At 37.1% G+C, this 202-nt stretch carries 1 rRNA gene; it reads right to left on the bottom strand.

Going from position 1 to position 202, the window contains the following annotated elements:
• Nucleotides 1-65, bottom strand: a 5S ribosomal RNA gene (rrf, locus tag MN204_RS21175); the annotation flags it as partial.
• Nucleotides 66-202: the final 137 nt, after the last annotated feature.

Genomic DNA, 202 nt, shown 5'->3' with positions numbered 1-202 from the left:
CTGAAGAGCTTAACTTCTGTGTTCGGGATGGGAACAGGTGTGACCTCTTCGCTATTGCTACCAGACCTACAGGATGTAGGTCGTTCTGTGTTGTTCACAGGATGTGAACGGTTTTAACAGAACTTCCTTTACTTGTTTTTTAAAGGACAAGTTATATTATATGCATTTCTAAGATAAAATGCAAGGTTTTTTTAATTTATAC

It is taken from the genome of Oceanobacillus saliphilus (assembly GCF_023522835.1).
GTDB lineage: Bacteria > Bacillota > Bacilli > Bacillales > Amphibacillaceae > Oceanobacillus > Oceanobacillus saliphilus.
Note: the sequence above shows the minus strand (reverse complement) of the source record. Positions and strands in the feature narration are given on the sequence as shown.